The following is a 26,123-nucleotide window of genomic DNA, read 5'->3' on the forward strand; positions in this document are numbered from 1 at the left end:
TCCTTATTGCTGCGCAGCAGGTTGGCTGGCCAGATAAGCAGCAACGGCGTCAATTTGTTCATTGCTCAGGCGTTTGGCGATGTTTTCCATCAGCTGTATCGGGTCGGATTTACGCTGACCCTGTTGCCAGGCCTGAAGTTGCTGCTTGATGTAGCTGGCGTGCTGACCAGCAATACCGGGAAAGTTTTCATCCACGCCCTGATTGGCAGGGCCATGGCAGCTGGCGCAGGGAGGCAGGTAATCATCCCACTGGCCCATTTCGGCTAAGCGTTTACCCAATGCCAGCTGTTCGGCGCTGGCGGTGGTAGGCGCCGGTGCTGGTGCCGGCAGGCGGGCAAAATGAGCCGCCAGATCGCGGAGATCCTGTTCTTTAAAGTTATCGACGTTCATGCTCATCACCGGGTTCACCCGGGTGCCATTCTGATACGCCTGCAAACTACGGAAAATATAGCCTTCATCCTGACCGGCAATTACCGGAAAGGCACCAGCGGCGTTGCCTTCACCGTTCATACCATGACAGGCCATACAGGGGGCGCCGCTGCCATCACCCTGCATAGACAATTGTTGGCCGCGTTCGGCATTGCCGGCGGCCAGCACCGGGAGGCTGAGTGCAGCGGAGCAAAGTGCCGCCAGCAGAGTGGGGTTGCGTTTCATCGGTTGATCCTACCTGTTTGGATTTATAACTTTATAAGTATATAACTTAGTCTATTATTGATGTTAGCGCAGATTGAACTTTTGGCGAGTTCTGACTTTCCCTGTATCAGGAGTGAATGTGATTTCCATAAATCTACCAAAAAAGCCGCTGATTCTGGCGTTTGCAACGGCGATGATGCCAATAACCAGCGTGGCTGAAACAATCTTTTCCAGCCAGATTTTTGCCAATTTCAGCAATATTCAGGTAGACCAAAGTCGTACCGATGCTGAAGGCTGGCAACCGGATTTAAAGCGTTTTTATCTGGATGCTGAGCATAAATTCAGTGATCGCTGGAAATTAAAAGTCACCACCGATGTGCAGTGGCAACGGCAGCAGGATCCGACCGATTTATGGTTCCGCCATGCCTATGCGCAATATTCCTTTGGCAGCGGTAATAATCAGTACCTGAAAATCGGCACCGCTGAACTGCCCTGGATTGATTACGTGGCCCCGCGGGTCGGTTACCGTTATGTAGATCCGAGTCTGACGCCGAAAAACAGATTTGCCGGCCCCACCGACCCGGGCCTGCATTATGGCTATAAAGGCCGGCAATTTTCTTTTGGTGTGGCAGCGGTTACCGGCAGTGGTTTTCAGCGCCCAACCTTAGGCGATAGGCTGGATATTGAGATGATGGGGGTCTGGCATATTCTGCCGGGGCTGGATTTGGCCGCCGGCTACTATGAAGGTACCCGTGCGCAGGATAAAGATGATAAGCCCAGATTGCACACTGCCCGCCGCCACAATGTGGCGTTAAGTTACCGGATTAAAACCATGCGTCTGGGAGCGGAATACGCCCGCAATGACAACTGGAATCAGGTCAGTAAAGTGCCTGAAGACAGCAGTCATGGCTGGAGTGTGTGGGGCAGCTATGTCTTTAAACCTGGTTATTCCGTATTTGGTCGTTACGAACAAACCGATCCCAGCAATAAGCTGAACCCGGCTAATGAAAATGATTACCTGCAGTTGGGTGTCGACTGGAAAGCGACGTCTTATGTGACGGTAGCGCTGGTCGGTAAACAAAGCACGGCGAGAACAGCGTTGAAAGAAACCGAAACCAATGAAGTGGGTATCTGGACGCAGTGGGATTTCTGATTTTTCTGTTATAGAAATCTTTTTCAGATAATAAAAAATGGCGCCTGATCAGGGCGCCATTTTTTTATGCGTTAACGCTGTTAATACGGCATTACTCTTCCAGCAATGCCCGCAGCATCCACGCCGTTTGCTCGTGCACGGTGAGGCGCTGGGTTAATAAATCCGCGGTCGGTTCATCGCTGGCTTCGTCCACCAGTTTGAATAATCCGCGCGCGGTACGGGCGGTGGCTTCGTGGCCATCGGCCAGAATGCGGATCATCTCTTTGGCTTTCGGCGGTGTCACCGGCGCATCGGGCAGCGAGGTTAATTGCGCAAATTGCGCGTACGAACCCGGTGCCATATGCCCCAGCGAACGGATGCGTTCGGCAATCGGATCAACCGCATTCCACAGCTCGGTGTACTGGGTCATAAACATGGCGTGCAGGCTGTTGAACATTGGCCCGGTGACGTTCCAGTGAAAGTTATGGGTGGTTAAGTACAGGGTGTAGGTGTCGGCCAGCAGACGGCCTAAGCCGGCACTGATCTGTTCACGGTGTTCGGCACTGATGCCAATATTCACGTTGCTCATAGGTCACTCCTGTGTGTTTCTGTTATGAAAAGTTTGTCGGGTTTTTCAGGTTCCCCCCGGCCTCAGCCGAGGGTGGTGTCCAGCATCATCATTAAGGCAAAGCCCACCATTAATCCGAGTGTGGCCACGGTCTGGTGGCCATGGCGGTGGGTTTCCGGAATCACTTCATGCGATACCACAAACAGCATGGCGCCACCGGCCAGTCCCAGCCCGATCGGGTAGGCCAGCATAAAACCACCGGCCAGACCGGCACCCAATAAAGCGCCCACCGGTTCCAGTAAACCGCTGAGGCCGGCAATAATGACGGCAAACAACGGGGTAAAACCCACGGCGCGCAGTGTCAGCGCGACCGCTAAACCTTCGGGAATGTCCTGCAGGGCAATGGCGGTGGCCAGTGGCAGGCCCACACTTAAGTCGCCCTGCGCAAAGCCGACGCCAACGGCCATGCCTTCCGGCAGGTTGTGCAGCGCCATGGCAAACACAAACAACCAGGCCTTGCTGCAGCGTTCGTGACCGGCACCGCAAGGGCCCGTAGTACCGTGTTCGTGCGGGGTAAACTCATCCAGTCCCAGCATTAATGCCACACCCATCAGCATACCGAACACCACCAAAGCACCGCCCTGTATGGCACTGCCGGTGATGCTTTCACCGGCTTCAATACCTGGCAGCAACAACGAGAACGCGGCGGCGGCCAGCATCATGCCGGCGGCAAAGCCCAGCATGGCGTCTTCGGCACTTTGCGATACCCGTTTTAGAAACAGCGCCGGCAACGCGCCCAGTGTGGTGGCCAGAAAACCGGCGGTGCCGCCGAGCAGGGCGTAGCGGGTGAACAGGCTGTTGTCGGTGGTCAGCACGTTGATCAGGCTTTGCACCAGCAGCACTGCCACCAGAGCCAAGCCGGCCAGTAAGCCTGCTGCGGCGTAGGGGTGATCGGCTGCGTGTTGGCGCAGATCATCAAACCAGGTAGTCGCAGAGTGTTGACTGAGTTCCATAGTGGTTTCCCGGCGTTGCCTTGTGCTGTTCAGTTGATCCCAGTTTAGCGGCAGACTTAATAGAATCCATTTAATTAAAGTCATTTAACCGAAAGTTAAAAACTATAAGTCAGAACAGGCTGAGCTGATCTCTGCTGACGGTTTTTTTGCGGCCGTTGGGCGCAGGTGTACGCCCGTCGCTGCTGAAACGGCTGCAGCTGGACGACATGATCAGTGATCATCAGGACGATTATCAGCGCCGTGCCTTTGCCACTCTGCCGGAAGCACTGGCGTGGCTGGACGATCTGCTGCGCACCTGAGACGAACGGGTTACGCCAATCCGGGGACTCTTTTTGTTTCAGTTCTCCCGGGGCGCTATGATGCGCTCTTTCTAACTTTTCTCCGGGTGTTTCCGGATCCTTCAGCCGGGCGTTTTTCCATGCAGACTGCTTCTCTGCGCTGGCACCTGTTTTGCCGCGTAATCGACAACTTTGGTGATATTGGCGTGTGCTGGCGACTGGCGCAGCAGTTACAGCAGGTGCATGGTCAGCAGATCAGTTTATGGGTGGATGACCTCGCCAGCTTTGCCGCGCTGGAACCCGGTGTGAATCCGGCGCTGCCACAGCAACAGGTGCAGGGGATCGCGGTGTATCGCTGGGACGAGGATTTCAGTCTGCCGGCCGACGAGCCCGAGGTGGTGGTGGAAACCTTTGCCTGCGAGCTGCCGCCACGGTATCTGCACTTTATGCAGCAACTGACGCAGCGGCGTGGGCAGCAGCCGGTGTGGATCAATCTGGAATACCTGAGCGCGGAAGACTGGGTGCGCAGTTGCCACGGCAGCCCGTCGCCGGTGCACGGAATGAACAAAACCTTCTTCTTTCCGGGGTTTACCGAGGGCACTGGCGGCCTGTTGTTTGATGCCGGCCTGCCGGCGCTGGCGCAGGAATTGGCCAGTGCCGAGGCACGTACCGCCGAACTGGCGCTCTACGGTGTGCACAATATTGCCGATAACACCCGCCTGATCAGCCTGTTTGCTTATGAAAATCCGGCCTTGCCGCACCTGTTGGAACAATTAAAACAGGGGCCGCAGCCCGTGTGCCTGCTGATTCCGCAGGGGCGTATTTCGGCCGGTGTAGAAGCGTGGCTGCAGCAACCCCTGCCGGTCGGACAGCCGCAGCAGCGTGGCGCTTTAACGCTGTGCACGCTGCCGTTTCTGTCGCAGCCGCAATACGACCGCCTGCTGGCCCTGTGCGATCTGAACTGTGTGCGCGGCGAGGAATCCTTCGTGCGCGCGCAGATGCTCGGTAAACCCATGTTGTGGCATATCTACCAGCAGGAAGAGGATGCGCATCTGGTGAAGCTGGAAGCGTTCATGGCGTTGTACCTGCAAGCGGCCGCACCGGAGCTGCGCGAATCGTTGCTGCCCCTGTTCCGCGGCTGGAACCAGCCGGGACTCCCGATGCCGGATTTACAGCCCTTACTGGCTGCCCCGCAGGGCTGGCAACAGCATGCCAGTGAATGGCAACAAGGCCTGTTACAGCTGGGGGATCTGGCGGCAAATCTGGTGCAACAGGTGGTAAATCGGGTATAGTGCTGGCCGACTTTTTAACCCTGATTAATCGGTATATTGCTATGAAAACTGCACAAGAGTTCCGCGCTGGCTCGGTGATGAGCCTGCAAGGTCAGCCCTGGATCGTTCTGAAAGCCGAATTCAACAAATCCGGCCGTAACGCTTCAGTAATGAAAATGAAGCTGAAAAACCTGCTGACCGGCGCTACTCAGGAGCCGGTATTCAAGGCCGACGACAAATTCGACCAGGTTATTCTGGAGCGTCGTCAGGTAACTTACTCTTACTTCCAGGACCCGCTGTATGTGTTCATGGACGAAGAATACAACCCGGTAGAAGTGGAAAAAGAAAACCTGGGTGACGTACTGAACTTCATCGAAGACGGCATGACTGACGTATGCGAAGCCACCTTCTACGAAGGCAAAGCCATCAGCGTTGAACTGCCGACCACCATCGTCCGTACCGTGTCTTACACCGAACCGGCTGTGCGTGGTGACACCTCTGGTAAAGTGATGAAGCTGGCCAAGCTGAACAACGGTTACGAGCTGTCTGTGGCTGCTTTCGTTGAAATTGGTGATGCCATCGAAATTGACACCCGCACCGGTGAGTTCAAAGGCCGCGCCAAGAACTGATCCGCTGTTGCTGTAAAAAGCCGCCCCGGTGCTGCCGTGGCGGTTTTTTTTATGCCTGTTATCCGGCCGGCGCTGGTGTTACAAGCCAGTCCGGCAACTCTTTTTCCGGCAGTGCCGGTGCGTACAGCCAGCCCTGGCCTTCATCACAACCCAGTTGCTGCAGTTTTTGCTGTTGCTCGCTGGTTTCAACACCTTCGGCGGTAATCTGCATGGCCAGGCTGTGTCCCAGGCTGATAACCATTCTGGCGATGCTGTCATCGCTGTGCATTTCATTGATAAAAACCCGGTCAATTTTCAGCCGGGTTGCCGGCAGGTGCCGCAGTACACCCAGCGAAGAAAAACCGGTACCGAAATCGTCAATGGCAATGCCAAACCCCAGTGCGCGGATTTCATTCAGACGCTGCACCAGAAAATTAAAATCTTCGGCCGCAACCGATTCGGTAATTTCCAGTTCAATGGCCTCCGCCGGCACCTGGCTGTCCTGCACGATCTGCTGCAGTTGTTCGGTAAAATCGGTTTCGCGCAGCTGTACCTGCGAGACGTTAATGGCCATGGTTAAGTTATTGTGGCCTTGTTGGCGCAGGCGGAATAAACAGGCGCAGGCCTGGCGCAAGACAAAATAACCCAGCGCAATGATCAGGCCGGATTTTTCTGCCAGCGGAATAAAACGGTCGGGCGGAATCATATCACCTTCGTTATTGCGCCAGCGTAACAACGCTTCAAAACCACTGGTTTTACCGTTGCGTAAATCAATTTTCGGCTGGTACATCAAAAACAGCTGGGTCTGATTAAAAGCTTCGCGCAGTGCGGTCATTAACCGCATACGCTCGCGTGCCTGCTGGCCTAATTTCGGGGAAAAATAATTAGCGCTGCCACGCTGGGTCAATTTGGTTTGTTTCAGTACCAGATGCGCATCTTTTAATATTTCTGAGCCGTTGGCACAGCGGCCATTTAATTGCACCAGGCCGCTGGTGGCGGACAAACGTACCGGTTGTTGGCCAACCGGAAAGGCGCTGCTGAATAATTCCGTTAATATTTCCGGAGTAATGTGTTCTTCCGGTCCCAGCAGGGCAAAAATATCGCTGCCGATACGGGCCAGTAAACAATCGGCCAGATGCTGCTGCAGGCGCTGATAAACGGCCTGCAATAATTCATCACCAAAGCTATGACCGAGGGTGTCGTTGATGGCGGCAAAATCATCCAGATCAAGAATGGCCAGGGTGCGGCCATCGCGTACCTGTTGCGGATCGCGCAGCCACTCCAGCAGCTGATTCATATTTGGAATATGCAGCAAGGGGTCGGTGTAGGTTTGTTCGTTCATGCGGCTGTACAGCATCACATTATCGAAACCAGCCGACATGCTGCTGCAGAATACCTGCAATAAATGCTGGTCTGTCTCCTGTAGCGGGCGTTGTAATTCCAGGTAGGCGGCCAGGCCGCGTTGAGTATTGGTGGGGAAATACAGCGCCAACCCTTGTTCAAACAGGCTGCTGCGTTGCTGCAGACAGCGGCTGAGTAATTGATGAACAGGGGCTGGCAGGTGATGCAGGGGCTCGTTCACCAGATGACCAAAATGTCCGGCGGCGGCAATAACCCGTGCCGGTGCGCCGCTGTCATCGCCGTCTTCGGCGCAGATCAGGCCCTCCGGGCTGACCCCCAGTAACACTGATAACTGCCGCACCACGCCGTCGGCAAATCGCTGCATGCCCTGCAGCCGGGTTAATTCGGTGCTGGCACTTACCACGGTTTCCAGCCCGCGGCGCATCTCAGCCTGTTCGCGCATCTGCCGGTAGGTGCGGATGGCGGTGGTCAGGCTGGTAAACAGACGGGTGCGGGTTAGTTCGGATTTGGTTTTGTAATCGTTGATATCGTAATCGCGGATGGTGTTCATTTCCGGCGCATAACCGGGCTGGCCGGTACGCAGAATAATGCGCACCAGCGGGTTGTTCAGTTCATGCCGGATACGCTGCACCAGTTGCAGGCCGGCATCGTCGCTTTCCATCACCACATCGAGCAGCAGTACGGCAATATCAGGGTTTTGTTGCAGCAGCCGGGCTGCTTCGGCACCGCTGTGCGCGTGCAGTAATTGCAGTGGCCGCTGCTCAATCTGTAACCCGCGCAGCGCCAGCTCGGTGGCCTGATGCACATCGGGGTCATCGTCGACAATTAATACCAGCCAGCCGGCCTGTGGGTTGCCGGAAGGGGATTGATCTTCATCGACAAACAACAACAGATCATCAGCTGAGGTCATAGGGTGTTCCTTACAGCAGCGTGAGTGCCGGCCGGTTCTGCCGCGGTGGCTGCCGGTGCCTGCCGGGGTAAATGCAGTTCCAGCCGGGTGCCTTGCCCGGGCTGGCTGTGAATATCAATACGGCCACCCAGTAATTCGGTGGTGAGGCTGTAGGCAATATGCAGCCCCAGTCCGGAACCGCCCTGACCCAGTTTGGTGGTAAAGAAGGGGTCAAATACCCGGCTCAGATGTTCCGGGGCAATGCCGCAGCCGTTGTCTTCAATGCGGATAAATACGTCGTCATTGTTGCTGGTGCCGGCCTGAATGTGGATTTGTGGCTGAGTACAGTCGGCAAAGGCATGCATGACGGCGTTATTAACGATGTTCATCAGCACCTGTGTCAGCGGACCGGGGAAGCTTTCCATCTGCAGGCCGGGGGTTGCTTCTTCGCTCAGCTCTACCTGGGCTTTGCGTAAGGACGGGCTGAGGGTTAAACGCAGTTCGTGCAGCACTTCGGCCAGATCAAAGCGCCGGCGCTGGTAGCTGGACTGGTCGACCGCCACCTGTTTGAAACTACTGATCAGCTCGGCCGCGCGGCGCAGATTGCGTTCGATAATAATGGTGCTTTCCTGCAGTTCGCCCAGAAAACGCTCGAAGACGGAGCGTTTCAGGCCGTTGTGCAGATCATCGCGCAGTTGTTGTTCGGCGGTTTGCAGCGAGCTGGTAACCATAACGGCATTGCCGATGGGCGTGTTCAGTTCGTGGGCAATACCGGCGACCAGAGCGCCCAGGCCCGCCAGTTTTTCCGACCGCACCAGATCCTGTTGTGTGCGGCGCAGATGCTCCACCGCTTGTTGCAGCTCGGCGGTACGGGACTGTACCCGTTGCTCCAGCTGATCGTTCAGCTGGGCCAGTGCCTGCTGCGCCTGATGTTGTTCGGTCATATCGTGAAAGCTGACCATCAGCTCCTGACCGACTGCGGCGCCGCCGATCAGAACATGCCGGTCTTCACCGTTGGCGCAACGCACCCGGTACTCGCGCGATCCCAGTGTATTGTCGTTATTGGGCATTTCGGCGAGGCTGGCATCCCAGGCGCTGCGGGCTTCGCGACGGTATTCTTCGTCGGGGTAGGCGGACAGCCACCAGTCTTCGACGCTGGTCATTTGTTCGGCCGGGTAACCAAACAGGCTGTACCAGTGTTTGTTGCGGGCAATCACCGCATCGCCGCCGATCAGCGCCAGCGCCACCGGCGCTTCATCGAACAGCTGGCGAAAGCGGATTTCGCTGTCGCGCAGAGCGGCGGCTTGTTGTTGGGCGGCGGTAACGTCACGAATGATGGATACATAGCGCGGGCGCACCCCTAAGCCGGGCAGGTCAATCGGGCGGGCCGGGTTCAGACTGACTTCAGCGGTAAATTCGCCATGACCCCGGCGCAGGTGCTGCCAGTGAAATTTTTGCAGTATGCCAGCCATGGCGGCGGCCATCAGACGGTTGCCCTTACTGGCCGAGCTTTCGCCGTCGGGCTGGAATTCCGGTGACAAGTCTGCCGGATGTAAGCCGATCAGTTCATCGCGGGAAATACCGTACAGGGCGCAGGCGGCGGGGTTGCAGCCGATAATGATGTTGTCTTCTACCAACAGCATACCGTCGTGGGCGCTTTCCACCATTTCTTCGTAAACACCCAACAGCGTGGACAGCTGTTGCTGGTTGGGGGTGGATTGGGTCATGGTCGGGCGGGCTCCTGCACACCGGAAAACGCATTCAGTGTAGCGGGGCTGCGGCAAAATGCTTACCGCAGCGCGGTGGATGCAATACCGGGGTGCGCTGCTGTCAGTCCAGTAATTTCTGCAGCTGTTGCAGTGCCTCCAGCCCGCCCAGTGGGATGGCGACATCGTCCGGCCGGCGCACGGCGGCTTCACGTTTATTCATGCGGATCAGCGGCACTTGTTGTTGTTCACCAAAATGGCGCACTGAGGGAATGGCGGTGCCGGCTCCGATTTCAATAATGACGGGCTGATTGGGTTGCGGCCGCCACTGCCGGTAACGGCGCAGCTGTGCTGCGGTGCGTTGTTCCAGCCAGTGCCAGTCATCGAACATCAGGATATTGGGCCGTGCCAGCGCGCCGCAGTGCGGGCAGCGGGGCGGTGGCGATAACAGCCGGCACTGTTGTGCATCAATGGTTGGCGTGAAGGCATCGGCTGGCCAGATATCATCGCAGCCGCTGCTGCATTGCAGGTGATGAATGGAGCCGTGGCATTCAATGAGGCGATCCGGATTGAAACCGGCGCGCTGGAACTGGCCATCGACATTGCTGGTAAACACAAAAGCGCCGTGTGGCATGGTGCTGGCCCATTGTTGCAATAACGCAAAACCGGCGTGCGGCACGGTGTCGCGGTATAACTTCAGGCGGTGGCCATAAAAGCCCCAGGCCAGTTGCGGGTCATCGGCAAAGGCCTGCGGATTGGCGATTTCAGTAAAATCTATCCGTGCCCGGCCCAGGGCCGGATAGGCTTGCCACATGCCCTCATTGCCACGGAAATCGGGTAACCCGGAATCTACCCCCATGCCGGCGCCGGCGGTAATAATCAAGGCATCTGCCGAACCGATAAGGTCGGCCGCCTGTTGCAGAGCAAGGTTTAATTCGCGCATAAAAATAAGGCCAGATTCATCTGGCCTTATTCAATCACTGCGCTTGGGTTGGCACCAGTTTACGGCGCCATTTTCTTTTTCAGCGCCCGGGTCGCGGCCAGCGGCAGGTTCGGCACCGCACGCAGCATCCACGGCATGATGCGGCGTTTAAAGCCGTTCAGCGCTTCCGGAATCATGGCTTCAATCAGATGCGGGCCGGGCTGGCTCTGGGCGTATTCCAGCGCTTTGCAGAATTCTTCCACCGTGTGCACACGCATACCGTGTACGCCCATGCCCTGCGCCAGATTGGCGAAGTTCATCACCGGGCCGTGCAGGTCGAGCTGTGACTTGGCTTTCGGGCCTACTTCCACCGCGCCGACCCGTTCCACTTCCACGTTCAGAATGGAGTAAGAGGCGTTGTTGAAAATCACGCTGGTGACGTTCAGGTTTTCCCGCGCCATGGTCCACAGCGCCTGAATGGTGTACATGGCCGTGCCATCACCGATTAATGCCAGCACCGGTCGGTCGGGGCAGGCAATGGCCGCGCCCACCGCATTCGGTAAGCCCTGACCAATGGCACCGCCGGTGAGGGTCAGAATATCGTGACGCGGGCAGCCGGCCGTCATCACGTTCAGCATCAGCCCGGAGGTAATGGATTCGTCGACGATGATGGCGTTGTCGGGCAGCAGATGCGCGATGGCCTTACAGGCTTTTTCGGCGGTCAGTTTGCCGCGTGGGCGACCCGGGCGTTGTGCGGCCTGTAACACTGGCGCAGTGTTGGCAGCACCGACGGCCGCGGCCAGTTTTTCCAGGCTGGCGGCAGTGTCTTGTTCCGGAGTCGCCAGGGTGTGCACGGTGCAGGTATCCGGTACCAGGTAGCTCTTTTTACCCGGGTAAGCGAAGAAGGATACCGGCGCTTTGCAGTCGACCAGAATCAGGTGCTCGATATCGGCCAGCTGAATACCCGCCAGTTCGGCCAGATAAGCCAGACGTTCCACCGGCGGCAGACCAGCGCCGCGCTCAATGCGGGTGGGGAAAGTTTCGGCCAGAATTTTTACGCAGCTGTGGGCGGCCAGCTTGGCGGCGGCCAGCAGGCTCGGTTCACGCAGCGAGCGACCACCCAGCAGCAGGGCGGTTTTTTTGCCGGAGCGGATGGCGTCGGCAATGGCGTTCACCACCTCATCAGAAGCCACCGGCGCTTTGGGCTGCGGTGGTACCACGCAGGGCACAGCGCCTTCGCCCCAGGAGACGTCGGCCGGCAGAATCAGGGTAGCGACACTGCCGGGGTAACCACGGGCGGCAACCACGGCGTCGGCCACGTCCTGACTGAGTGCGGCGGTGCTTTTGGAGGTGCGCACAAAACCGGGGGAGACGTTGCGGGCCACGGTTTCAATATCGGATTGCAGCTGGGCATCGTATTGCACATGGTGAGTGGCGTGATCGCCGACAATGTTGACCACCGGCACTTTGCCCTTACGCGCGTTGTGCAGGTTGGCCAGACCATTACCGAGGCCGCAACCTAAGTGCAGCAGGGTGGCGGCGGGTTTGTCGGCCATGCGCGCGTAACCGTCGGCGGCGCCGGTGGCGACACCTTCAAACAGGGCCAGCACGGCTTTCATCTTCGGCTCGCTGTCGAGAGCGGCCACGAAGTGCATTTCGCTGGTGCCGGGGTTGGTGAAGCAGACTTCCACGCCGGCATCGACCAGGGTTTTCATCAGGGCTTGAGCGCCGTTTGTCATTGTTATTCTCCGCGGTTACTTCAATTCGTTGAGTTGTTTATTACTGTTGTTCGTTTCTTTTGTTTGTGACAGCGAAGCAGAAACACAGCGGTCAGTCGCCGCCAGTACATCCCTGTAGGCTCGGCTGTCATCCCTGACGCAGACGCTGACCTTCTGATTTTTCTGCTTCCCTTAAACGGTGCCGTTATCCAGATGCTCAGTACCGATATCGGTGATGCGCGTGGTACCGGTCATCATCATGGCGAGGCGTAATTCCTGCTGCCAGCTGTGCAGCAGGCTGGTCAGCGCGGCTTCGCCACCGGCGGCCAGCGCCCAGGCCCAGGGCCGGCCGATCATCACACCGTTGGCACCCAGCGCCAGCGCGCGGAACACATCCACGCCGCTGCGGATGCCGCCATCCACCAGAATCTCAGTTTGCCCGCCGACGGCCGCGACAATGTCGGGCAGTTTGCTGGCCGTTGCGGCGACGCCATCGAGCTGACGGCCGCCGTGGTTGGACACTACGATGCCATCGGCACCGCAGGCGACGGCGTGGCGGGCATCGTCGGCATCCAGAATGCCTTTCAGCAGCAGCTTGCCGCGCCATTGGCCGCGCAGCCAGGTGATGTCTTCCCAGGTGACGGTGGGGTCGAACTGGGCATCCACCCAGGCTTTGAACGCATCCAGACTGCGCGCACCGGGCACCGCGTCGCTGAGGTTGCCGAAGGTGAGCGGTTTGCCGCCAATGGCTACATTCAGCAGCCAGCCGGGACGACTGAGCACCTGTTGCGCTTTCAGTGCCACAGCCCGCAGGCCTTGGGCAGCAAGGCCGTTGCGGGTATCGCGGTGACGCATACCGGGCACGGGTAAATCGACGGTGAACACCAGCGTGCGGCAACCGCTGTTCCAGGCGGTTTGCAGCAGGCTCTGAATGCGTTCACGGTCGCGGATCATGTACAGCTGAAACCAGAACGGCGCCGTGCTGGCGGCCTGCACTTCGGCCAGCGGGCAGATGCCGACGGTGGAGAGCGTAAAGGGCACCCCGGCGGCATTGGCGGCGCGCACTGCCTGCACTTCGCCGCGTTTGGCCATCATGCCGGCCAGCCCTACCGGGGCCAGCACCACGGGCATGCGGCAGTTCTGACCGACGAGGGTGGTGCCGGTATCGACCTGATCGACGTTCACCAGCACGCGCTGGCGCAAGCGGATGCCAGCCCAGGCGCTGTCGTTAGCGCGCAAGGTGTGTTCATCGGTGGCGCCACCATCCAGATAATCGGCCAGAAAGCGTGGTAAACGCTGGCGGGCGAGTTGCTGATAATCGGCGGCGGTAGCCGGGTAGGTCAGCGGCATGGTTAACCTCCGTTCAGAATTGAGCGCGCAGCAGCGCGGGCGGTAAGAATACAGCCGGGCAGGAAGGTGCCCTCCAGCGAGCGTTTGCCATTACTGCCACCGCCACCAAAACCGGCGGCTTCACCCACACAATACAGCCCCGGTAGCGGCTGGTTGTCCGGCCCCAGCACGCGGCTGCTTAAATCGGTGCGCAAACCGCCCAGACTCTTACGGGTAATCAGTTGCATATGAATGGCAATAAAGGGGCCGGTGCCGGGCTTTTGCAGCGGTGTCGGTTTGCAGGTGCGCAGACGATCCGGCCCCCACTGGCGGGCGTGCAGAATGCGGCGGATCTGGTCGTCGTTTTCCAGCTTATTGCCCTTGGCAAAATTGGCGTCGAACACGTCGGCCGTGGCCTGTAAGACGGCCGGGTCGATATCCAGCGAGCAGGTGAGGGCGTTCATTTTATCGGCCAGTTCACTGAGGGTGTCGGCCACCAGAAAATGCGTGCTTTCGTTGGCCATCTGGCGCACCAGACGGTGATTGCCGAGCAGTAATTCTTTCAGGAACAGCGGGAACTGTTTATCGCGGATGCGCTGGTTGTGTTCCGCGCCGGAAATGGCGAATTCTTTGGCGGCGATGCGCCAGTTCAGCAGATGCCAGGTCCAGGGTTTTTCCTGTTCCGCTACACGCTGACACAACCAGTGCGTATCAAACCCTGTGACCAGCGGCTGCGGGCCGATGCGCTTGCCGCGGTGGTCCAGCCACAGCGCCGATTTGCATGGAATGGTGGACAACCCATGCCCTTTAAAATGCGGGAAAGGATGCGGAAAACCGGCGGCGTAATTCCACATTTCGCCGGCATTCACGATATGACCGCCCAGTTTGTCTGCCACCTCATGATGCAGATTGCCGTCGGCCAGCGGGTGTGCGCCGTTCAGCATGGTGGCCGGCAGCGGACGGTCTTTCGGCCAGTTGGCGCGGGTTTGTTCGTGATTACCATTGAGCCCACCGGTGGCCAGCACCACGGTAGACGCCTGAAACTGCACGTGCTCGCCGGTTTTGTCATTGATGCCGTGGGCGCCGGTCACGACACCACCGCTTTGCTCGATGCCGGTAATGCTGTGGTTGTGCAGCAGGGTTAAACGGCCATCGCCTGCGGCTTTGTGCATGGCGGCAATCATTACCCGGGTCAGCTCACGCGAGGTGCCCCACACCACGTGATAACGCGGCACGCTGTTACCGTCGCCGTGCAGACCGCGCTCGACCCAGTTCACCGCCGGCATGAATTTAATGCCTTCGCTTTGCAGCCAGTCGTGCACCTCGGTGCGTGAATGCTCAACGTAGTACTTTGCCCAGGCCAGCGAGTGCTCGTCGTTGACGTCCAGCTCGCCAAAGCGGACCCAGTCGCGCAGCGCGCGCTGCGGCGAATCGGCAATGCCCATTTTGCGTTGCAGCGGCGTGTCGATTAGTGCCATACCACCAAAAGCCCACAACGCCAGCCCACCGAGGCGCTCAGGGCTGTCGCGGTCGACCAGCGTAACGCGCTTACCAGCACGCAGCAGCTCCAGCGCAGTAACGATACCAGCGATACCACCGCCGATTACCAGAACATCGGATGACATTGAACCGGACATGCATAAGCCCTTATCTGATTATTGTTATTGGTAACCAGAATATAGCGCGTTGGCGCCGGAAGATTGACCTTTGGGGACGAGCTGTTTGATTTTTCCGGCCCTTAGGGAGACTCTGAATAACTCGGTGCCCGCTCTGGATTGCAGGGAGGTTCTGAATCACGAAGCCGGGTTGCAGGCATAGCGGGTTCAGTCAAAACCCGGCGACACCGAGTCAGGAATCCCCGTAGGGCGCGGCTTTCCGGGCCGTATAGCGGCGTTGGCGGACTTGAAAATGGCTCGCCATTCTCTGCGTTCGCCGCCTTGCCCTACAGCCCGGAAAGACTCGCGCAGAGTTGTGCAGAGTTATTCAGAGGCTCCCTGGGCTCAAAGCAGCCCTTCAATGGGTAGCACAGAAAGAATGTTCAGCAGTAAATCACCACTGAAGCTGCTGCCGGGTTCGCGTTGATAAACCATCCCATCCGCCTGCTGCCAGCGCAGTTTCTCATCAGTGGATAGGGTCAGCTGATAGGATTCTGCCGGAACCTGATCGGTAAAGGTCTTGTGAATGCTGTTGGCCAGTTCAGAGCTGTGAATGATGTAACCCATTTCGGTGTTCAACAAAGCCGAGCGAGGATCAAAATTAAAAGAACCAATAAATACCCGCTGACCATCAATCGCAAAGGTTTTGGCATGCAGACTGGTCGCGGAACTGCCAAATAAGCGCGATTTTTCCGGTTGCATGGCAGCGGTTGGTTCACGCTGCATTTCATACAACTGAATGCCCGCCTGTAGCAGTGGTTTACGATATCGGGCATAACCGGAATGCACGGCAATTACATCGGTGGCTTCACGGGAATTGGTCAATATGCGGATATCAATACCTTGCTGCCGTAACTCCGTTAAGTGCTTTAACCCTTTTTTACCTGGCACGAAATAGGGGGAAACAATGTCCAGTCGGTGCTGTGGTTTGCCAATAATATTATTCATCTGGAATAACAAATACTGTTTTGGAATAGAAGAATTGGTTATTTTTTTAGGATCATCACTGACCAGTTCAATTTTACTCCAGTGTAAAAATTCCTCCTGATTGATCAGTTTCTTCACCAGCGCTGAATTCTCAACAGCTGTCATATAATGCTGGCTGGCAGAGTTGGTGTGTATATTTTTGAGATCGTCTGGAAGTTGGCCGGAGAATGTTTCAGAATCGGAATCTATGATTTGATTAACCGGGTAGGCCAGTTGAAAGTTCCAATAACGATCGAAGTCGGCTGAAGTTTCATTAATGACAGCACCGATCGCCAGTACATCCAGGTCATTAAATAAAAAACCATCGTCAGCACCAAAATATTCATTGCCAATATTACGGCCACCAACAATAGCAACACTGTTATCCGCAATGATGGATTTGTTATGCATGCGCCGGTTAGCCAGGCGGAAATCCCATAGAAAACGACTGATTTTTATCTGGCGGTTGGTAAAGGGATTAAATAGTTTTACCTGGATATTTGGATGATTGTTCAGGCTGGCAAGAATATCATCCAGACCACTGGTGCCGTTGTCATCCAGCAATAACCTTACCCTTACTCCCCGCTCAGCAGCTTCATATAATGCCTGTAATAACAGCAATCCGGTCAGATCACGGCGCCAGATGTAGTACTGCACATCCAGAGTTTTATCCGCTGCTGCGATGAGTAGCATGCGTGAAGCAAAGGCATCTAATGAATGATTGAGTGGGTAAAAACCCGATAACTCCGGATGTTGTGCCACCACCGGTGTAATGCTCCGACCAAGCCTGGTACTTGCCGCTTCATGATGTGGTAAGTAGACAGACTCCGGTGTCTCTTTGATGGCCGGAAGACTGCAGCCGGTTAAAGTGACCATATTGAAACAGATCCAGAAAATGAACAGATGCCGGGACATAATTGTATCGCTGATAACCATGGCGTTATGGCATTGTAGCGGCACTGGCGTTGATTGCTATGAGGCAAAAATGAAGGAGGGTTTTCATAGTCCAGCTGTGGCAGGTTAAGAATCCCGCGCAGCTGCGGAGATGGGGGATTGTACTCGGCACATCCATGTGCCTCGCCCTTCGGGCTGCTGCGCAGTTCCAAACGGCTATCCTGCCGTTTGGTGCCAAAAACGCCGGGAGCGTTTTTGCATGAGCGCAGCGAGCCTCGGGTGAAAACCAGGGAAGGTTTTCATAGCCCAACTGAACGAGTCCGGAATTCCCGCGCAGCGGATAAAAGAAAAGGCCCGGCGCTTGCGCGTCGGGCCTTTTCTTTTATTTGGTGGAGATGGGGGGATTTGAACCCCCGTCCGCCAATCCTCCACTAGAGGATCTACATGCTTAGCCGTCTCTATTGATTTAGTTCGTCACGGGCCGAGGGGCAGGCCGTTCAGAACGAGCTCGGTTAAGTTTGACCCTTTAGCTACGAGCGAAGCCTCCGGGCGAGCCTGTAATACGTCGCCCTCGTCCCCCAGCTACAGGCACCTGGGTTCAGAGGTAAGCGGGCTTAAGCCGCTAGTGCGTAAGTTTCGTCGTTTGCGACTATAACTGTGTACAGCGTTTATTTACGAGATCACCGTACCCTCTCGGCATGCACCCATAGCTTTGTAATCGACGTCGAATCCTGATCATCCCCGAATTCTGTCAACCGCAACTACGGTGTTGTTCCGTATATAGGGACAAGCTGTCGCTTTTCAAGTTCCCCACATAACGAAAAAGAGTTTATCACAGCCGCCGTGCTCAGCGCACGGAATGCTTCATGATGCGCTCTTTTTGTTTGGCCCAGTCACGGTCTTTCGCGGTGTCGCGTTTGTCGTGGCTTTGCTTGCCCTTGGCCAGGGCTATTTCGGCTTTTACGTGCACGCCTTTCCAGTACAGGGCGGTGCATACGCAGGTATAGCCTTTGGCCTGAATTTTTTGTTGCAACCGTTCCAGTTCCCGCTTGTGCAGCAGCAATTTACGCTGCCGCCGCGGTTCGCACACTGTGTGGGTAGAGGCCTGCTGCAGCGGCGTAATAAGCGCGCCGGTGAGGTAGGCTTCACCGCGGTGGAAGTCGACGTAGGAATCCAGCAGCTGCACTTTACCTTCACGCAGGGATTTAACTTCCCAGCCGGTCAGGGCAATACCAGCTTCTATCTTTTCTTCGATAAAGAAGTCGTGGCGGGCTTTTTTGTTCAGGGCAATGGTGCCGCCATTGGCCTTGGGTTTTTTCTTGGTAGTCATGGGCGCGAGTATAACTGAGGGTTATCTGAAAAGGCAGGGGGGCCTGTTGTGACAAGGATGGCAGGTATCCTGAGCCACTCTGGCGGTGGTTTAAAGTTGAGCAAGGCGGGTAAATCCACGACAATAGCCGCTTTTGCGCGATCGGAAACACTATGAGTACTGGCGAAGCGGGTGTACACGGTATTTGGCGGGGACGCTGGACCTTTATTCTGGCAGCCACCGGTTCGGCGGTGGGGTTGGGGAATATCTGGAAGTTTCCCTACATTACCGGTGAAAACGGTGGTGGTGCTTTTGTCCTGATGTATCTGTTATGCATTCTGGTGGCGGGCATTCCGGTGATGATGGCTGAGATTATGATGGGCCGTAAAGGCCGTCGCAGCCCGATCCATACGATGCAAAACCTGACTCATGAATTTAAAGCGCCTAAGGCCTTTATTGGCATCGGCTGGATGGGGGCGGCTGCCGGCTTCTTTATTCTGTCGTTTTACAGTGTGATTGCGGGCTGGACGCTGGCGTACGCTGGCAAGATGGCGGCCGGGGTGTTTACCGGGGCTGGCCCCGAGGTGGCAACGGCCAGTTTTGCGGCATTGCTCGCCTCGCCCTGGGCCTTAATGGCACTGCATACTCTGTTTTTGTTGCTGACTGGCAGCATTATTGCGTTGGGCGTTAACCGCGGCCTGGAAAATGGTGTGCAAATGCTGATGCCTGCTTTGTTTGTAATGCTGATTCTGCTGTTCGGTTATGCGCTGACTACGCCGGGGTTTACTCAGGGCTGGAATTTTATGTTCAGCTTTGAGCCGGAAAAAATTACCGGTACCAGTTTTGTCGTGGCGCTGGGGCATGCGTTTTTTACCCTCAGTATCGGTATGGGCGCGATCATGGCCTATGGGGCTTATATGCCGAAAAAAGCCTCGCTGGGTAAAACCGTACTGGCGGTGGCCTTGCTGGATACGCTGGTGGCCCTGATTGCTGGCCTGATTATTTTCCCCATTGTCTTTTCCAATGGTCTTGAGCCGGGTGCCGGTCCGGGGCTGATTTTCCAGACCTTGCCGATTGCCTTCGGCTCTCTGCCTGCCGGCAATCTGATCGGTGCGGTGTTCTTTGTACTGGTATTGGTGGCGGCCTGGACTTCGGCTATTTCCATTGCTGAGCCGGCGGTGGCCTGGGCGGTTGAAAAAGGCTTTTCACGGATTCAGGCGACCGTTGCTGTCTGTGGTCTGGCCTGGCTGATCGGTATTGGTACGGTGCTGTCTTTTAATGTCATCAGCGACAAGCAGGTGTTTGTGCAGGTGAAAACGCTGGATAGTCAGGGTGAGGTGCTGCATTCAGAGCTGCACTGGTACGCTGACGTTGCTGCACTGAAAGCATCCTTACCGGTACAGGAAGAGCGCACTTATCAGGTTGAAGGTAAAACCTTTTTCGGGATGCTGGATTTCCTTACCTCCAACATCATGATGCCACTGGGCGGAATGCTGATTGCCTTGTTTGCCGGTTGGTTTATGACCCGTAAGAGTGTGGCGGATGAATCGCGGCTGCAGCCTTCCTGGTTGCTCAGCTTATGGCGTTTTATGTTGCGTGTTGTTTCACCACTGGCCATTTTCTATATTTTCATCAGTGGCTTGCTGTAAGGGGAGACACTTATGACCAGCATCAGCCGCAGTGCTCTGGTGATGTATTCTGCCAGCCAGATGTTTGATCTGGTGAATGATGTGCGCCGTTATCCGGAATTTCTGGATGGCTGCTCGGCGACCGAGGTGCTGGCCGAGGGTGACGATTTTATCGAGGCCACGCTGACCATTGCCAAAGCCGGGGTGAATCAGAGTTTCAGCACTCACAATACGCTGCTGCGGCCAGAGCGGATGGAAATGCGGTTGCTGAACGGGCCGTTCAGTCGCTTTTCCGGTATCTGGACCTTTCAGGCACTGTCTGACACTGCCTGCAAAGTGACGCTGGAGATGGAGTTTGAAATGAGTAACCGTCTGGCTGGGGCGGCGATGGGGATGGTCTTCAAGCAGATCGCCAATATGATGGTGGATGCATTTGTAAAACGGGCGAAGCAGATTTATGGCTGAAATGATCAGCGTTGAAGTGGCCTACGCGCTGCCACACAAACAGAAAATTCTGAGTCTGGAAGTCGAGGACGGTACGACCTTGCTGGATGCGGTTAAGCAATCCGGTATTGAGGCGGAGTTTCCGGAGCTGGATTTGCAGGAAGCTAAGTTTGGTGTGTTTGGTAAAGCGACGCGCACACCGGAAACCGATGTGCTGAAAGCAGGCGACCGGGTAGAAATCTACCGGCCGTTGCTGATTGATCCGAAGCAGGCACGGGCCAACCGCGCTGCCAAAGCCGCGAAAGACAGCTGACCGGTTGCGGTGCCGGACCTCAGAGGTCTTCCGGTACAGTATTGGGTGACGCCTGCTCCCGTGGCAGGCTGTCGAGCTGGTCTTCTTCCTGAATCTCTTTGGCCGGCAGGGTGCCGGTGTAATGGGTGAATCGCCCCGCGTTATCAAAGAACAGGCTGATGCGGTAATTCTGAGTAATTGTGTCGCGTTCTTCCAGGGTGTACAGGTAATCCCAGCGACGGGTTTCATAAGGATTGCGTAATACCGGGTTGCCCATTACAAAAATAACCTGACGCTCGGTCATGCCGGGCTGCAGCTTATCGAGCATGTCCTGGGTAACAATGTTGCCCTGTTGCACATTGAGCTTGAAAACGCCGGGGAACACGCAGCCGGAAAGTGTTGCAAATCCGAGTAAAGAAGTCAGAATTAGGCTTCGCGTGAGCAAGGTGGTTCGCGTTTTCAAGGTGTTGTCCGCCGTGTTCCGGTAAGTTGCATTGCAATTTTGACCGGCGATAATACCCGATAATTCAAACAGCTGCGAAATAATCGAGGAAAGCAATGTCCGACCAAAACGTGGAATTGCGTAAAGCCGGTCTTAAAGTCACCCTGCCGCGGGTAAAGATTCTGAGCATTCTGGAAAGTAACCCGGATGCTCACCTGAGTGCAGAAGATGTCTACAAATCGCTGATTGAAGCGGGTGAAGATGTCGGCCTGGCTACCGTTTATCGCGTGCTGACTCAGTTTGAAAGTGCTGGTCTGGTGGCACGGCATAACTTTGACGGCGGTCATTCGGTTTTTGAGCTGGATCGTGGCGACCATCATGACCATATGGTTGATGTGGAAGACGGTAATGTTATCGAATTCACCAACGAACAGATCGAACGCCTGCAGCACCAGATTGCTGAAGAACATGGCTTCGAGTTGGTTGAACACAGCCTGGTGCTGTACGTCCGTAAAAAGAAATAACGTTTTCCGGCACGGGTTGTTTACCCCGGTGCCGGTCTTTCAATAGCGGCGCTGCTCCATCAGTGCCAGCATTGAGCCCCGTCGTTATTGCGCCAGTGCCAGCATTTCCTCGGCATGTGCCAGAGTCTGGCGGGTAATATCCACGCCGCCCAGCATCCGGGCCACTTCTTCCGCCCGCTGTTTTTTGTTCAGCTCACGCAATTGTGTATGGGTGGCCTGATCACCGCTGATTTTACTCACCTGATAATGCTGGTGTGCCTGCGCCGCGACCTGCGGCTGGTGGGTTACACAGAGTACCTGGCTCTGACTGCCCAGCTTGCGCAATAAACGACCCACCCGTTCGGCGGTGCCGCCGCCGATGCCGACATCCACTTCGTCAAAGATCAGACAGGGCGTGTTGCTGACTGCTGCCGTGACCACCTGAATGGCCAGGCTGATGCGCGCCAGTTCACCACCGGAAGCGACTTTGGCCAGCGGCCCGCCGGGCATGCCCGGGTTGGTCTGCACAAAGAAGCTGATCTGGTCGATGCCGTGGCGGCTGCCCTGCCCGGCGTTGCCGGCTTCTACCCGGGTGGTAAAGCGGGCCCGGCCCAGTGCCAGTGCTTCAAAATGAGACTCCACTTCCTGATCCAGTTTTGCCGCTGCCTGCTGGCGGGCGCTGCTGAGAACCGTGGCCAGCTGTTGGTATTCGGCCGCCAGCTGCTGGCATTGTTGTGCCAGCTCATCCAGATCCTCATCGCTCAGGCTCAGCTCCGCCAGAGCCTGTTCCTGCTCTTGCCAGTAAGCGTGGAGCTGCTGCGGTTGTATCTGGTGTTTGCGCGCCAGGCTGTAGAGTTCGCTGAGGCGGTTATCGACCTGTTGCAGGCGATGCGGATTGATATCGACCTGGTCCAGATAGCGCTGCAGTGAATGGCTGGCTTCTTCCAGCTGAATATGGGCCTGGCGCAGTAAATCGCGCGCTTCGTTCAGCAGCGGGTGCTGGTCATCGATATCGTCAAGACGTTGTAATGCCTGATAAGCCAGCTGGGCGGCGGCGCTTTCGCCGCTGTCATCACCACTGCAGGACGTCAGCGCCGTCTGGCCGTTCAGCAGCATACTTTCGGCATTGGCCAGGCGCTTCTGTTCGGCTTCGAGTTCATCCAGTTCGGTGGCGCCGGGGCCAATTTCCCGTAATTCCTCTACCTGGTAGGTCAGCAGCTGACGCTGGGCTTTGGTTTCACTGCTTTCTTCCTGCAGTTTGTGCAGACGCTTTTCCAGCTGTTGCCACTCTGACCATACCAGCGCCACTTCGCTGGCCGGCAGTTGCAGGCCGGCGTAGGCATCCAGCAGCTGGCGCGGGGTGTCTTTCTGCAGCAGGTGCTGATGGGCGTGCTGAGAGTGGATATCGACCAGCAGCTGGCCCAGTTCTTTCAGGTCGGTAGCGGAAGCCGGGCGGCCATTGATGTAGCCGCGGGAGCGGCCTTCATCGGTGATGACCCGGCGCAACATAATGCTGTCTTCATCGGCGGGCAGATCACGTTGCTGCAGCCACAGGCGTGCCTGTTCGTTGCTGCTGAAGGTGGCGGCAATCTCGGCTTTGTCGCCGCCATGGCGGATGCAGTCTGCATCGGCACGGTTACCCAGGGCCAGCCCCAGGGCATCCAGCAGAATGGATTTACCAGCCCCGGTTTCGCCGGTAATGACCGACATGCCGGGTTGCAGTTCCAGTTCCAGGTGGTCGACCAGGGCAAACTGATGGATGGACAGATGAGACAGCATGATGTGCTCCGTATCTGAATGGATATACAGTGTTTTTATATACAGTATCTACTTCTGTCAAGCATGGCGTTGTCCGCCACGCAAAAACAGCCCTTGAATCCTGTGCGGGCTGCCCCATATAGGTTGCAGCTTTTATGACTGCTATTGAGGAAAACAACCGATGTCTGACGAACACAAGGTACAGGAAGAACTGGAAACCCAGAATGGCGCTGCTGCCGGAACTGAAGAGACGGTTGCCGGTGCTGCAGAGGATAACGCTCTGGAACTGGCGCAGCAGGAAGTTGCGGATCTGAAAGAACAGATGCTGCGCCTGCAGGCGGAAATGCAGAATGTGCGTCGTCGTGCTGAAGCCGACGTTGAAAAAGCCCACAAATTCGGGGTGGAGAAATTTGCCAACGAGATGCTGGCCGTAGTTGACAACCTGGAGCGAGCCCTGGCGGCCTGTACCGCCGAAGACGACGCCACTATAGCCATCCGTGACGGTGTTGACCTGACCTTAACCGGTATGCGGTCGGCGCTGGCTAAATTCCGGGTCGAAACCGTTGACCCTCTGAATGAGCCGTTTAATCCCGACCTGCATCAGGCCATGACCATGGTGGAGTCGCCGGATGCGGCTCCGAATACCGTACTGGCGGTAATGCAAAAAGGTTACACCATCGCTGGTCGTCTGTTGCGTCCGGCTATGGTGGTGGTCAGCAAGGGTGCGGCCAAAATTGACGAAAAGGCCTGATTTTTTTGTGTGTTACCGGCCTTGAAACTGATCGGGCCGGACTTATATATCAGGCAACAACGAAACAAGCGGTTTTTAACAAATAACCAGTTTTAATGTTCATGCAGCTGTGCTGCCAGAATGAGGAATTTACAAATGGGTAAAATTATTGGTATCGACCTGGGCACCACCAACTCCTGTGTGGCTATCCTGGATGGGGATAAAACCCGTGTTATTGAAAACGCTGAAGGCGATCGCACCACACCGTCCATCATTGCTTACACTGATGACGAAGTGCTGGTGGGTCAGTCTGCCAAGCGTCAGGCTGTCACCAACCCGAACAACACTCTGTTTGCGGTTAAGCGCCTGATTGGCCGTAAGTTCACCGATGATGTGGTGCAGAAAGATATTTCCATGGTGCCTTACAAAATTGTGAAGGCCGATAACGGTGATGCCTGGATTGAAGTAAAAGGTGAGAAATACGCACCGCCGCAGATTTCTGCCGAAATCCTGAAAAAAATGAAGAAAACCGCCGAAGATTATCTGGGCGAAAAAGTCACCGAGGCGGTGATTACCGTACCGGCTTACTTCAACGATTCTCAGCGTCAGGCCACCAAAGATGCCGGTAAAATTGCCGGTCTGGAAGTGAAGCGCATTATTAACGAGCCGACTGCTGCTGCGCTGGCCTACGGTATTGATAAAGAAGTGGGCGACCGTACCATCGCGGTATATGACCTGGGTGGTGGTACCTTCGATATTTCCATTATCGAAGTGGCTGACGTCGACGGCGAAAAACAGTTTGAAGTTCTGGCCACTAATGGTGACACCTTCCTCGGTGGTGAAGACTTTGACCTGCGCTTAATTGAGTATTTAGCGGCTGAATTCAAGAAAGACAGTGGCATCGATCTGCACAACGATCCGCTGGCCCTGCAGCGTCTGAAAGAAGCGGCGGAAAAAGCCAAAGTAGAGCTGTCCTCGAGCCAGCAGACTGACGTGAATCTGCCATATATCACCGCTGATGCCACTGGTCCGAAGCACCTGAACGTAAAAGTAACCCGCGCCAAGCTGGAATCACTGGTGGAAGAGCTGGTTGAGCGTTCACTGGAGCCGTGCCGTATTGCGCTGAAAGATTCCGGCCTGAGCATCTCTGAAGTGGATGAAGTGATTCTGGTTGGCGGTCAAACCCGTATGCCGCTGGTACAGAAGCGCGTGGCGGATTTCTTCGGCAAAGAGCCGCGTAAAGACGTTAACCCGGATGAAGCCGTGGCCGTGGGTGCTGCGGTTCAGGGTGCGGTACTGTCCGGTGATGTGAAAGACGTACTGCTGCTGGACGTAACTCCGCTGACTTTGGGCATTGAAACCATGGGTGGCGTAGCGACGCCGGTGATTGAAAAGAACACCACCATTCCGACCAAAAAGTCGCAGGTGTTCTCAACCGCTGATGACAACCAGACAGCCGTAACCATTCACGTGGTACAGGGTGAGCGTAAGCAGGCGGCGCAGAACAAGTCACTGGGTCGTTTTGACCTGGCCGATATTCCGCCGGCACCGCGCGGTATGCCGCAGATCGAAGTCACCTTTGACATCGATGCCAACGGTATTCTGAACGTCAGCGCGAAAGACAAAGCCACTGGCAAAGAGCAGTCCATCGTCATCAAGGCCTCTTCCGGTTTGAGCGATGAAGAAATCGAGAAAATGGTGCGTGACGCTGAGGCCAACGCCGATGCCGACCGTCAGTTTGAAGAACTGGTGCAGGCTCGTAATACTGCCGATGGCCTGGTACACGCCACCAAGAAGACTCTGGAAGACGCTAAAGACAAGGTGACCGATGACGAAAAAACCGCCATCGAGAAAGCCATTGCCGATCTGGAAGCTGTACTGAAAGGCACCGATAAAGACGAAATCGAAGCCAAAACCAAGGCCCTGACCGAAGCTTCCAGCTCACTGGCGCAGCGCCTGTACAGCGAACAGGCACAGGCTCAGCAGGCAGGTGGTGAGGCCCAGTCTGGCAACAACCAGGATGACGATGTCGTGGATGCCGAGTTTGAGGAAGTAAAAGACAAGTAAGGGCTG

23 protein-coding genes and 1 other RNA gene are annotated in these 26,123 nt (G+C 56.2%); 10 read left to right on the forward strand and 14 right to left on the reverse strand.

The window, feature by feature from the left end; translation table 11 throughout:
• Window positions 1–3: 3 nt before the first annotated feature.
• Window positions 4–654, reverse strand: coding sequence for a c-type cytochrome (locus GJQ55_RS03100; protein WP_228346054.1), 651 nt, complete (start codon window positions 652–654; stop codon window positions 4–6).
• A gap of 190 nt (window positions 655–844) precedes the next feature.
• Between GJQ55_RS03100 and GJQ55_RS03105 the strand changes: the two genes are divergently transcribed.
• Window positions 845–1,786, forward strand: a complete 942-nt coding sequence (locus tag GJQ55_RS03105) for a hypothetical protein (RefSeq protein WP_228346055.1) — start codon at window positions 845–847, stop codon at window positions 1,784–1,786.
• A 91-nt stretch (window positions 1,787–1,877) separates the two neighbouring features.
• Here GJQ55_RS03105 and GJQ55_RS03110 read toward each other — a convergent pair whose 3' ends face one another.
• Together GJQ55_RS03110 and GJQ55_RS03115 are read right to left on the reverse strand one after the other, a co-directional pair.
• The gene (locus GJQ55_RS03110; RefSeq protein ID WP_228346056.1) at window positions 1,878–2,354 is read right to left on the reverse strand and encodes a Dps family protein; all 477 of its coding nucleotides are present in this window, start codon (window positions 2,352–2,354) and stop codon (window positions 1,878–1,880) included.
• A 62-nt stretch (window positions 2,355–2,416) separates the two neighbouring features.
• Window positions 2,417–3,346 carry a ZIP family metal transporter gene (locus GJQ55_RS03115; RefSeq protein WP_228346057.1) on the reverse strand — a complete coding sequence of 310 codons (930 nt, stop codon included), beginning with the start codon at window positions 3,344–3,346 and terminating at the stop codon, window positions 2,417–2,419.
• Between the two features lie 155 nt (window positions 3,347–3,501).
• Between GJQ55_RS03115 and GJQ55_RS03120 the strand changes: the two genes are divergently transcribed.
• The 3 genes from GJQ55_RS03120 (at window position 3,502) to efp (ending at window position 5,524) form a co-directional block, all read left to right on the forward strand.
• On the forward strand, window positions 3,502–3,645 hold the full coding sequence (locus GJQ55_RS03120; RefSeq protein WP_228346058.1) for a hypothetical protein: 144 nt from the start codon (window positions 3,502–3,504) through the stop codon (window positions 3,643–3,645).
• 119 nt (window positions 3,646–3,764) lie between these two features.
• Entirely contained in the window at window positions 3,765–4,916 is a 1,152-nt protein-coding gene (gene earP / locus GJQ55_RS03125) for an elongation factor P maturation arginine rhamnosyltransferase EarP (protein WP_228346059.1), read from the forward strand.
• Between the two features lie 41 nt (window positions 4,917–4,957).
• The gene (gene efp / locus GJQ55_RS03130; protein ID WP_228346060.1) at window positions 4,958–5,524 is read left to right on the forward strand and encodes an elongation factor P; all 567 of its coding nucleotides are present in this window, start codon (window positions 4,958–4,960) and stop codon (window positions 5,522–5,524) included.
• Between the two features lie 58 nt (window positions 5,525–5,582).
• Here the strand turns inward: efp and GJQ55_RS03135 are convergent, their stop codons facing one another.
• The 9 genes from GJQ55_RS03135 to smpB form a co-directional block, all read right to left on the reverse strand.
• Window positions 5,583–7,775: an EAL domain-containing response regulator gene (locus GJQ55_RS03135; RefSeq protein ID WP_228346061.1), complete on the reverse strand. Its 2,193-nt coding sequence runs from the start codon at window positions 7,773–7,775 to the stop codon at window positions 5,583–5,585.
• Entirely contained in the window at window positions 7,772–9,481 is a 1,710-nt protein-coding gene (locus GJQ55_RS03140; RefSeq protein WP_228346062.1) for a PAS domain-containing sensor histidine kinase, read from the reverse strand. Before GJQ55_RS03140 ends, GJQ55_RS03135 begins: the two co-directional genes overlap by 4 nt.
• Window positions 9,482–9,584: 103 nt before the next feature.
• A complete protein-coding gene (locus tag GJQ55_RS03145) occupies window positions 9,585–10,403 on the reverse strand; it encodes an SIR2 family NAD-dependent protein deacylase (RefSeq protein WP_228346063.1) in 819 nt (272 codons plus the stop codon).
• Between the two features lie 59 nt (window positions 10,404–10,462).
• Window positions 10,463–12,121, reverse strand: coding sequence for an acetolactate synthase large subunit (locus GJQ55_RS03150; RefSeq protein ID WP_228346064.1), 1,659 nt, complete (start codon window positions 12,119–12,121; stop codon window positions 10,463–10,465).
• Window positions 12,122–12,292: 171 nt separating this feature from the next.
• Window positions 12,293–13,450, reverse strand: a complete 1,158-nt coding sequence (locus GJQ55_RS03155) for an L-lactate dehydrogenase (protein WP_228346065.1) — start codon at window positions 13,448–13,450, stop codon at window positions 12,293–12,295.
• Between the two features lie 2 nt (window positions 13,451–13,452).
• Complete coding sequence (locus GJQ55_RS03160) at window positions 13,453–15,066, reverse strand: FAD-dependent oxidoreductase (RefSeq protein ID WP_228346066.1); 1,614 nt, start codon at window positions 15,064–15,066, stop codon at window positions 13,453–13,455.
• 363 nt (window positions 15,067–15,429) lie between these two features.
• Window positions 15,430–16,926 (reverse strand): phospholipase D family protein, encoded by a 1,497-nt coding sequence (locus GJQ55_RS03165; protein ID WP_228346067.1) that lies wholly within the window; start codon window positions 16,924–16,926, stop codon window positions 15,430–15,432.
• 405 nt (window positions 16,927–17,331) lie between these two features.
• Window positions 17,332–17,687: a transfer-messenger RNA gene (gene ssrA / locus GJQ55_RS03170) on the reverse strand.
• A 104-nt stretch (window positions 17,688–17,791) separates the two neighbouring features.
• Entirely contained in the window at window positions 17,792–18,274 is a 483-nt protein-coding gene (gene smpB, locus GJQ55_RS03175) for an SsrA-binding protein SmpB (protein WP_228346068.1), read from the reverse strand.
• Window positions 18,275–18,426: 152 nt separating this feature from the next.
• Here smpB and GJQ55_RS03180 point away from each other — a divergent pair, with 152 nt between their 5' ends.
• The 3 genes from GJQ55_RS03180 to GJQ55_RS03190 are packed head-to-tail and all read left to right on the forward strand — an operon-like array spanning window position 18,427 to window position 20,638.
• Window positions 18,427–19,902 (forward strand): sodium-dependent transporter, encoded by a 1,476-nt coding sequence (locus tag GJQ55_RS03180; RefSeq protein WP_228346069.1) that lies wholly within the window; start codon window positions 18,427–18,429, stop codon window positions 19,900–19,902.
• A 12-nt stretch (window positions 19,903–19,914) separates the two neighbouring features.
• Window positions 19,915–20,346: a type II toxin-antitoxin system RatA family toxin gene (locus tag GJQ55_RS03185; protein ID WP_228346070.1), complete on the forward strand. Its 432-nt coding sequence runs from the start codon at window positions 19,915–19,917 to the stop codon at window positions 20,344–20,346.
• On the forward strand, window positions 20,339–20,638 hold the full coding sequence (locus GJQ55_RS03190) for an RnfH family protein (RefSeq protein WP_228346071.1): 300 nt from the start codon (window positions 20,339–20,341) through the stop codon (window positions 20,636–20,638). Before GJQ55_RS03185 ends, GJQ55_RS03190 begins: the two co-directional genes overlap by 8 nt.
• A gap of 19 nt (window positions 20,639–20,657) precedes the next feature.
• On the opposite strand, the gene GJQ55_RS03195 is transcribed toward GJQ55_RS03190, so the two are convergent.
• Window positions 20,658–20,975, reverse strand: coding sequence for an outer membrane protein assembly factor BamE (locus GJQ55_RS03195; protein ID WP_228346072.1), 318 nt, complete (start codon window positions 20,973–20,975; stop codon window positions 20,658–20,660).
• 200 nt (window positions 20,976–21,175) lie between these two features.
• On the opposite strand from GJQ55_RS03195, the gene fur reads away from it, so the two are divergent.
• On the forward strand, window positions 21,176–21,583 hold the full coding sequence (gene fur / locus GJQ55_RS03200) for a ferric iron uptake transcriptional regulator (RefSeq protein ID WP_228346073.1): 408 nt from the start codon (window positions 21,176–21,178) through the stop codon (window positions 21,581–21,583).
• A gap of 84 nt (window positions 21,584–21,667) precedes the next feature.
• Here the strand turns inward: fur and recN are convergent, their stop codons facing one another.
• Window positions 21,668–23,341 (reverse strand): DNA repair protein RecN, encoded by a 1,674-nt coding sequence (recN, locus tag GJQ55_RS03205; protein WP_228346074.1) that lies wholly within the window; start codon window positions 23,339–23,341, stop codon window positions 21,668–21,670.
• 160 nt (window positions 23,342–23,501) lie between these two features.
• Here recN and grpE point away from each other — a divergent pair, with 160 nt between their 5' ends.
• Together grpE and dnaK are read left to right on the forward strand one after the other, a co-directional pair.
• Window positions 23,502–24,071: a nucleotide exchange factor GrpE gene (grpE, locus tag GJQ55_RS03210; RefSeq protein WP_228346075.1), complete on the forward strand. Its 570-nt coding sequence runs from the start codon at window positions 23,502–23,504 to the stop codon at window positions 24,069–24,071.
• A 135-nt stretch (window positions 24,072–24,206) separates the two neighbouring features.
• The gene (gene dnaK, locus GJQ55_RS03215; RefSeq protein WP_228346076.1) at window positions 24,207–26,117 is read left to right on the forward strand and encodes a molecular chaperone DnaK; all 1,911 of its coding nucleotides are present in this window, start codon (window positions 24,207–24,209) and stop codon (window positions 26,115–26,117) included.
• Window positions 26,118–26,123 lie beyond the last annotated feature (6 nt).

Origin of the sequence: Venatoribacter cucullus (genome assembly GCF_016132445.1) — a bacterium.
GTDB classification, from domain to species: Bacteria; Pseudomonadota; Gammaproteobacteria; order Pseudomonadales; family Oceanobacteraceae; genus Venatoribacter; species Venatoribacter cucullus.

Excerpts from the sequence above, each read along its gene's own strand:
- fur (WP_228346073.1), top strand. The coding sequence starts at position 21,176 with ATGTCCGACCAAAACGTGGAATTGCGTAAAGCCGGTCTTAAAGTCACC.
- GJQ55_RS03110 (WP_228346056.1), bottom strand. The coding sequence starts at position 2,354 with ATGAGCAACGTGAATATTGGCATCAGTGCCGAACACCGTGAACAGATC.
- GJQ55_RS03160 (WP_228346066.1), bottom strand. The coding sequence starts at position 15,066 with ATGTCCGGTTCAATGTCATCCGATGTTCTGGTAATCGGCGGTGGTATC.
- GJQ55_RS03100 (WP_228346054.1), bottom strand. The coding sequence starts at position 654 with ATGAAACGCAACCCCACTCTGCTGGCGGCACTTTGCTCCGCTGCACTC.
- GJQ55_RS03180 (WP_228346069.1), top strand. The coding sequence starts at position 18,427 with ATGAGTACTGGCGAAGCGGGTGTACACGGTATTTGGCGGGGACGCTGG.
- GJQ55_RS03115 (WP_228346057.1), bottom strand. The coding sequence starts at position 3,346 with ATGGAACTCAGTCAACACTCTGCGACTACCTGGTTTGATGATCTGCGC.
- recN (WP_228346074.1), bottom strand. The coding sequence starts at position 23,341 with ATGCTGTCTCATCTGTCCATCCATCAGTTTGCCCTGGTCGACCACCTG.
- GJQ55_RS03135 (WP_228346061.1), bottom strand. The coding sequence starts at position 7,775 with ATGACCTCAGCTGATGATCTGTTGTTGTTTGTCGATGAAGATCAATCC.
- GJQ55_RS03190 (WP_228346071.1), top strand. The coding sequence starts at position 20,339 with ATGGCTGAAATGATCAGCGTTGAAGTGGCCTACGCGCTGCCACACAAA.
- earP (WP_228346059.1), top strand. The coding sequence starts at position 3,765 with ATGCAGACTGCTTCTCTGCGCTGGCACCTGTTTTGCCGCGTAATCGAC.
- GJQ55_RS03165 (WP_228346067.1), bottom strand. The coding sequence starts at position 16,926 with ATGGTCACTTTAACCGGCTGCAGTCTTCCGGCCATCAAAGAGACACCG.
- smpB (WP_228346068.1), bottom strand. The coding sequence starts at position 18,274 with ATGACTACCAAGAAAAAACCCAAGGCCAATGGCGGCACCATTGCCCTG.
- GJQ55_RS03150 (WP_228346064.1), bottom strand. The coding sequence starts at position 12,121 with ATGACAAACGGCGCTCAAGCCCTGATGAAAACCCTGGTCGATGCCGGC.
- dnaK (WP_228346076.1), top strand. The coding sequence starts at position 24,207 with ATGGGTAAAATTATTGGTATCGACCTGGGCACCACCAACTCCTGTGTG.
- GJQ55_RS03140 (WP_228346062.1), bottom strand. The coding sequence starts at position 9,481 with ATGACCCAATCCACCCCCAACCAGCAACAGCTGTCCACGCTGTTGGGT.
- GJQ55_RS03185 (WP_228346070.1), top strand. The coding sequence starts at position 19,915 with ATGACCAGCATCAGCCGCAGTGCTCTGGTGATGTATTCTGCCAGCCAG.
- GJQ55_RS03145 (WP_228346063.1), bottom strand. The coding sequence starts at position 10,403 with ATGCGCGAATTAAACCTTGCTCTGCAACAGGCGGCCGACCTTATCGGT.
- grpE (WP_228346075.1), top strand. The coding sequence starts at position 23,502 with ATGTCTGACGAACACAAGGTACAGGAAGAACTGGAAACCCAGAATGGC.
- GJQ55_RS03155 (WP_228346065.1), bottom strand. The coding sequence starts at position 13,450 with ATGCCGCTGACCTACCCGGCTACCGCCGCCGATTATCAGCAACTCGCC.
- efp (WP_228346060.1), top strand. The coding sequence starts at position 4,958 with ATGAAAACTGCACAAGAGTTCCGCGCTGGCTCGGTGATGAGCCTGCAA.